Here is a 7,254-nt window from a genome sequence, read left to right on the forward strand (position 1 = left end):
CCATGCTGGCCGGAGAGATCCATTACGTGTGTGCCGTCCCCACGCCCGTGGGGGTGATCCGCGTTGCCATGTCACCCTCGCCGTCGTAGTCAAGCCGTCCCCACGCCCGTGGGGGTGATCCGGAGGAGACATGAGCAGTGACCCGTATGGCCATGCCGTCCCCACGCCCGTGGGGGTGATCCGCCGACGCGGAGCTTGCGCTGCAGCATGCTGGTGCCGTCCCCACGCCCGTGGGGGTGATCCGTGCGAGGGAGTGGGATCTCACCCGGCGCTTCTGCCGTCCCCACGCCCGTGGGGGTGATCCGGCGGCGGACAGCAGTTCGGAACAGGAGGCTATCACTCGCTGACCGTGAATTTACGCGGTCCGGTGACCGCGGATGCGGTCGAGCGCGTCGAGGGCAGTCTCATCAGCGGTGGGCAGCGTGTGCAGGTAGCGCTGCGTGCAATATTAGTCCGAGAGTGTGGCGTGTCAGGGTGTGGAGCAGCGACCACACCGTGACCATCCAGCCTGCCCGACACGGGCCCTGTCCGGCGAGCAGACACGCGGGTCACCGCTCGAACCGGGGTTCCTGGAGCCCCACAAGACCCCGAGGCCATCGGCACCAACCTCACACAGCGCCGACTACACACAGCCCCCACCCACCCCCCTCCTCCTGTGGTGCTGCATACCTCCGTACCCCCTCCCTTCTGTGGTGCTGTAGCTATGAAAACCCCCTCCCCTTTGTGGTACCGGTAGGTAGTCTCGGCCCTGTGCGAGATGACGAACTGCGCCGCATCCTCGCCACCAAATCCGTCCTCGGCCTCGGCCATCCAGGCAAGGCTGTTCCCGCGCCCATGGTCGCCAGCCTCCTCGGCTGAGGCCTCCCGCACGCGCTTCTTCGGCACCCTCGACGAGTTGGTGGCCACCACACGACTTGGACCGTCCCGGCCGGCAGCAGGCACCCGCGGGTGCCGCGGGCCGGGGAGCGCGCCTGCCGGGATCAAGAACTCGACGGCACGCGGTGGCGGACGGGACGTCGGCCCGCGACGCGTCCTGAGGCTGTGTCACCGACGTGTCATCGATGTGTCACGCCGGCTGCCGGTCTTCCGGACCCCAGGACGCCGGCCGGAGCAACCCCGCCGGCAGCCGGGTCCGCTCGTCGCCCAGGGCTGCATTGACCTGGCTTTGGGTCAGGCCCTGGGCGCCGGTGAGGGTGGCTCCAGCGAGCTCGACGCGGGTGAGGTCCGCTCGGCCTAACTGCGCGCCGGTGAGGTCTGCCCCGTTCAGTCGGGCGCCGGTGAGCCGCGCCCCGAAGAGCAGGGCGCGGGTGAGGATCGCATCGGCGAGCAGCGCGCCGGCCAGGTTCGCGTCGATCAAGATCGCATCCGTGAGGTTCGCCCGGCGAAGGTCGGCGCCGGCCAGGTTCGCGTCGTCCAGCTGGGTGCCGCTGAGATCTGCCCCGGCCAGCCGGGCGCGGTTCAGGTCGGCCTCAGTGAGGACGAGATGGGTGAGCCTGACCGGTTCGGCAAGCCCGGCGAGACGGGCGAGGGCGGCACCGGTGAGGTCGGCTGGGTGCGCGAGGCGGACCAGGACCTGGACGGCGGCGCGAACGTCAGCGGTCGGTGGCACAGCTGGGCCGTCAGGCGCGGCCAGCGTCGGCGGGGCCTGGGCCGCGGCAGGTACCGCCGTGCGGGTGGCCGCCGCTCCCGTGCCCCTGTCTGCGCCGGCGGTGCGGACGAAGGCGGAGAGAACCTCGACGACGGCACGTTGGTCGGCGGGGCTGTCATGGACGATGCGTTCGAGCGCGTAGATGCCGCCGAGACGGATCGTCACATTGCCCGAACCGAGTTGCTCGATCGCGTTCGTATACAGCTCACGGACGTGGGTGTTCTCGTTCGCCCGGCGGATCTCCGCGTTCGCCTGGCGGGTCTCGTCCAGCGCCACCAGCCCGCCGGTGACGGCGACCAGGGCAGCGGCGACCGTCAGCAACCCACTCTGCAAGACCGCCCGTGCATCGGTGTCGCCCGCGTCCGGATACATCCGAGCCGGCAGGTGCCAGATCCCCACCACCGCCAGCACCGCCCCGGCCGCGGCGGTGGTGGCGACCACCCACATCCATCGTCGACCATCTCGTCGACCCGCGCTCCCGGCTTCAGACACGGCCAAGGCCCCCGTTCCCTCGATGCGACGGTTAGGGCGTGTCTGATGGATCTTCGATCGTTTCGCCCCCCACCCGAACGCTTCGCGTTCGTGCGGGACCCTGCTCTCGATGCCCAGAGGGCATCCTGCCACGTTGTCGTCGGCCCGGATAGAACACCGCTATCCGGGCCTCCTCCGCCTTGCAGGCCACTTCCTGGATTATCGCCCACATCGACCAACATCCATCAGACACGCCCTGGACAAGTCTCGGTGACCGGCGGATCTCATGGGACCGATCCGGAGAAGGTGGATGTGAAGCGTGACGCTGAACCGTGGTTGAACGGCTCTTGAGTGGATCTCACCCGTACCGGGGCGGCTGTCAACCGCAGCCGCCCCGGTACGGGAGGTCGCCGACGGCGGTGGTGCGCCGCCAGGCTCGGGGGTGGCGTCCTTGCAGGCCAGCGGCCTTCATCAGGCGCCAGACGCGCTTGTGGGCGAATCGAAACGAGGTTCATGTATCGATTGCTTTGATGCCTTGTTTCTCATCGCCCCTTCGAGGGATTCTTTCCTTCGCTCTTCTTGATCGAGTTTGTTACCTGTGTGATCTTCCTGCTGTGCCTGGTGTGCCGGCCGTCCGTCAGAAGGAGTCGGAGGTGTGGTGCAGAATGCGTCCGGAGGCCGGCCGGTGCGCATCGAGTCGACTTGCTTGGCCTGTTCGACGAGACGTACTCATACGGGGAAGGTAGATCATGCGGTTACGGGTGTCTGTCAGAACAACGGCGCGGGAGCTTGAGTGGAAGAACGTTCAGCTCCCCGGCCGTGGACTGTGTTACTCGCTGTTGCGAAATGTAGAACCGAAAGTAGCGGAGAATCTGCATGGGCAAGGGTGGGGCGTTCACCGAATGGCGCCGTTCGGGTTCGGCTCACCGGTATTTCCGCAGGCCAGACGGGTCAAGGGCCGTTACGCGGTAGGCGGGCGGGGCTATCTCGAACTCGGTAGCCCCCTGTTCGCGGTCGTGGAGGCATGGGCGAAGATCCTCACCAAGACGCCGCTAATCGACTGGGGTGGGGCTGCCCTACATGTCGAGAGTGTCGACCTGGTCGACCCGCCGGCCTTCGGTGATGGTATTGGCGTCCTGCGGACGGTTACGCCGGTGGTGATGAAGGGCTCCGGCCGTGGTCCGGACGGGCTACGGACGACCCGCCAGGCGTTCCTATTGCCGTGGGAGCCGGAGTTCCCCGGATACCTCGCGCAGAGCCTGCAGCGCAAGGCGGAGACGATTGGCGTCGACCCCGACGTAACCCTTGAACAAATCATCTGGATGGGAGCGAAACGCAGCTTCGATGTCGGCGACGGGAAGAAGATCGGAGCGCCGGTCGAAGTCCGGTTGCGTGGGGCTCCCGAAACGCTGGGCATGTTGTGGTCATGGGGCTTGGGCCAGGCTAATTCCGCCGGTTTCGGGTGGATAGCGTCGTGACTTCGCCGGCCGCCGTGGATGCGATCGAGGACCAGGAGCGGATCGTGCTCACCGCACACCCGCTGCAACGGGTTGGTGCGTACGCGTTCACCGCGATTGCCGGCTGCTCCGAACCGGGCCAGGTGACGGCCAAGCTGTTCGACGACGTTGTGCGTCGGATGGCCGACGACGCGGTCCGTGCGGCTCTGCTGCCGTCCACCACGGCGGAGGGAGCTTTCTGGCTCAAGGCGAGCGGCTCCTTCTTCCCGAACTCCAAGATGAACCACCCGTCGCGGGCGCGGCGCAGCAGACAGGAAAATATCGATCTGGTTCTTGCCTGGCGGACCATCCCCAACCAAAACTGTTGGCCCGGCCGAGGCTGTGTCCTGTGTGGTCGGGACGCGGTCGGTTACTTCGCCAAAGTGGATGTGCCGCTGGCCGAAAGCGAGCAGACCCGTAACAGCACGCCCCGCGGGCACGCTGGCCTGGCCCTGTGCTGGCCATGCGTGTGCTGCTTCCATGCGCTGCCTTATGGCTGCCGGTTGACCGGTGGGCAGAGCTCCGCTGTGCACAGCTGGGATGACCGGTTTCTCGGGAAGGTGACCACACGTCAGGTCCAGACGAACCACCGGCACATCACCCTGGGGAACCCGGTCGACAAGGGCGGCGGGTATGCGGCGGAGGTCGAGGCCCTCGAGCGTCTGTGCGGTTATGAGGACGACGTGTACGAGGGCATCGAGCTCCTCGTCTTCACGAACTACAACGTGCCCAGCCCGAGCCCGCTACAGATCTACGCATTGGAGCAGCCGCTTGCGGAATGGCTGGGCAGGGTCAAGGGCGGCGGCACCTGCCAGCGTGACACCGTGTTCGCCACCGGCACGCTGGTCGCCGTCGTCCCCCAGCAGCGCATGACCAAGGACTTCGGGACGATGAGCCGCGGGTTCAACGCCGGGGAGAATCCGGTGATCCACGAACATGAGCTCTACAGCGCGGAACTGGCCGGTGATGTTCTGTTGGATTTGCCCCGCATCGGTACCTTCGAGACGGACGGGTCGGGGCTGCGGATTGCGCTCACCGCGGACGCGGCGAAGGAAGCGGCCTCGGCCGGCGCGAAACAGATCTCCTTTCGCGGCTTCAGCGCGCTGCGGCTTTCCCTCGTGGAACGCCGCCGCCGCGCGGCAGTCCTGCTGCGCACGCTCACCGCCGTGCAAGGCGGCGCAAAGCGGTCGCTGCATTACGGGGACTGCACGCCGGCACTGATGCTGCTTGGCGCGGTCCGCGGCGGTGTCAACCCGTTCACCCGCATCCTGGCTGTCCGGGACGGCCGTACGTCGTTCGCGAGCCGGATTCTTCGGGAGGAGATCTCAGTCTGGCGCGGCGAGCTGGACGGGCCGGTGTATCTCGGCTGGTCCCCGGGGTTTCTCGGCACGCAGCGCGAGACCGCGCTCGAGGAGCTTGCTGAGGAGATCGCCGCTCGCGCGATTCTTCTCGATCATCCTCGGGTGTTGTTCGGCCGGCTCGCGGACGAGATCGAAAACGGTGCACACGACGGCTGGTTCGAGGATCCGAAAGCATGACCGCGCAGTCTGTCCCGGCCGATGCGAGAACCGGCCGGGACAGTACAGTCATGGCTCTGGAAGTGTCGGTGACAGCTCGGGTGGCGTCGTTTCGGAACCCGCTCTACGCCACGGCGCAGATGTGTCTTCCGTGCCCGCAGCCGTCCACCGTCGGTGGTCTGCTCGCCGCGGCCGCCGGTGGATGGGACACCGTCGATCCGTCGATGCGTTTCGCCATGGCGTTCACCGCCGCGGGTGACGGGACCGACCTGGAGACCTACCATCCGTTGGACGCTCGCGGCAGGGCAACCGACCCGATTCCCCGGGAGCGTGAGTTCCTCAGCGACGTCAGGCTGACGGTGTGGATTCTCGATGATGTCGAGCGGTGGCTGTCGCGGCTGCGGCGTCCGGTGTGGCCGCTGCGCCTGGGCCGCAGTCAGGATCAGATCGGAATCCAGACAGCGGTGACGCAGCTGCGAACCGTGGGTGGATGGCAACGAGCGGCGATTGTGCCGGCGGCCATGAGCACGTTCGGTTCGCTGCTGCAGCTCCCGACCGCGATCGGTCGTGACCGGGCCCATACCAGATGGGGGCGATACCGTTTCCGGTCATCCCGAGCGGACCGGGCCATGCTGGCCGGCCCGATGTTCCCTGAGGGGCTGTCGACGACCGCCGGCCAGGCCGTCGTGCTCCTGCCGCCGACCCACCCGCGGCATGCCGAGACACCGGAGACCGCGTGACCGCCGACCCGCTGCACACGCTGCTGGCCAAGAGCAACCGATCCGGCCGCGGCGGTCAGGGAGAACTGCTTACTGAGCATTCGGCGGCTACTTTGCGTGCTTCGCGCGAGATCGCACAGCGGGTCGGTTGGCTGCGCGGGCTGCCGGCACACCTCGAACGGACCTTCTGGGACACCGCTGCCGCAGCCGCTCTCACCCACGATGCCGGGAAAGTCGCCAGCGGATTCCAGGAAATGATCAAGGGGCGTTCACGCGGCTGGGGCCAGCGTCACGAGGTCGTCTCACTGGGGTTCTTACCGTTGCTCTTCGGCACCCGGCCCGACCTCGCCTGGGTGGCACTCGGTGTCGCCACCCATCACCGGGCGCTACGGAACGACTCTGGAAGGGGAAAGGAATCCCTGCGGCGGCTCTACCGCGACTGCCGGCCATCGGCGGATGAGCTCGCCAGGGAGATCGGCAGCGTCGACCGAGACCGGGCCTTGGCGCTGGTGGGCTGGTTGGCCACTCATGCCCGCGAGCACGGCGTCGCCACGGCCGACCCCGTGGCGACCGGGACGCCAGACGGAATGATCCCGGCCGACGAAGCGGTGATCCTCACAGCTGCGCACCGGTTGCTGTTCGACCTGCTCGACCAGTGGGACGAACCGGTCGATCATGTCCTGGGCCTGGCTGCCGTCCTGTTGCAGGGAGCGGTGACCATGGCCGACCACCTGTCGAGCGGGCACGGCTGCCTGCATACCCGGCAGCCGCTGGACGCGACATACTCCGAGCGGCTTGCCGCCCGGCTGACCGGGGCCGGGCAGCTGCTCCATCGGCATCAGACGGAAGCGGCGCAGGTCGACGGCCATTTGATTATGAGGGCGTGGACGGGCAGCGGGAAGACCGAAGCCGGGTTGCTGTGGGCATCCCGGCAGACCACGGCGATCAGCGGAATGTGCGGCGGGGTACCACGGGTCTTCTACACGCTGCCCTACCTGGCCTCGATCAACGCGATGACGGCACGCCTGGCGGCCAGGGACGTCGGGGACGAGGCCCTGATCGGGGTCAGCCACTCGCGGGCCGCGTCCTACTACCTGTCCCGATCGTTGTGCGGGGAGGATGACGATCCCGGGGACGCCACCGCGGCGGCGACGAAGGCGCTCGCCCGTGCGGGCGCGACCCGGCTGTTCCGCGAGACGGTTCGTGTCGGCACGCCCTATCAGCTGCTGCGCGGCGCGCTTGCCGGCCCGGCGCACAGCGGCATCCTGCTCGACAGCGCCAACTCGGTGTTCATCCTGGACGAGCTGCACGCCTATGACGCGCGCAGGCTCGGCTTCATCCTGGCGATTTTCGGAATGTGGGCGCGGCTCGGTAGCCGGATCGGGGTGCTGTCCGCGACGCTT

General features: G+C 67.7%; 5 protein-coding genes and 1 CRISPR repeat array. Of the genes, 4 read left to right on the forward strand and 1 reads right to left on the reverse strand.

Annotated features, from left to right (window positions below):
- Positions 1–31: 31 nt before the first annotated feature.
- A CRISPR array of direct repeats spans positions 32–305; the repeat unit is 30 nt; unit sequence TGCCGTCCCCACGCCCGTGGGGGTGATCCG.
- Positions 306–1,066: 761 nt separating this feature from the next.
- Complete coding sequence (locus MJ797_RS12405; RefSeq protein WP_239334493.1) at positions 1,067–2,095, reverse strand: pentapeptide repeat-containing protein; 1,029 nt, start codon at positions 2,093–2,095, stop codon at positions 1,067–1,069.
- Between the two features lie 926 nt (positions 2,096–3,021).
- Here MJ797_RS12405 and MJ797_RS12410 point away from each other — a divergent pair.
- The 4 genes from MJ797_RS12410 to MJ797_RS12425 form a co-directional block, all read left to right on the forward strand.
- On the forward strand, positions 3,022–3,597 hold the full coding sequence (locus MJ797_RS12410; RefSeq protein ID WP_239334494.1) for a CRISPR-associated endoribonuclease Cas6: 576 nt from the start codon (positions 3,022–3,024) through the stop codon (positions 3,595–3,597).
- On the forward strand, positions 3,594–5,153 hold the full coding sequence (cas7i, locus tag MJ797_RS12415; RefSeq protein WP_239334495.1) for a type I-B CRISPR-associated protein Cas7/Cst2/DevR: 1,560 nt from the start codon (positions 3,594–3,596) through the stop codon (positions 5,151–5,153). Before MJ797_RS12410 ends, cas7i begins: the two co-directional genes overlap by 4 nt.
- Entirely contained in the window at positions 5,150–5,872 is a 723-nt protein-coding gene (cas5, locus tag MJ797_RS12420) for a CRISPR-associated protein Cas5 (RefSeq protein WP_239334496.1), read from the forward strand. Before cas7i ends, cas5 begins: the two co-directional genes overlap by 4 nt.
- The coding region (locus tag MJ797_RS12425; protein ID WP_239334497.1) for a CRISPR-associated endonuclease Cas3'' at positions 5,869–7,254 on the forward strand (1,386 nt) is incomplete at its 3' end. The genes cas5 and MJ797_RS12425, both read left to right, overlap by 4 nt.

It is taken from the genome of Protofrankia sp. CiP3 (assembly GCF_917627345.1).
Classification (GTDB): domain Bacteria; phylum Actinomycetota; class Actinomycetes; order Frankiales; family Frankiaceae; genus Protofrankia.

What these genes read in the sequence shown, in the direction of transcription:
- MJ797_RS12405 (WP_239334493.1), bottom strand. Translation starts at nt 2,095, where the DNA reads ATGTGGGTGGTCGCCACCACCGCCGCGGCCGGGGCGGTGCTGGCGGTG.
- MJ797_RS12410 (WP_239334494.1), top strand. Translation starts at nt 3,022, where the DNA reads ATGGCGCCGTTCGGGTTCGGCTCACCGGTATTTCCGCAGGCCAGACGG.
- cas5 (WP_239334496.1), top strand. Translation starts at nt 5,150, where the DNA reads ATGACCGCGCAGTCTGTCCCGGCCGATGCGAGAACCGGCCGGGACAGT.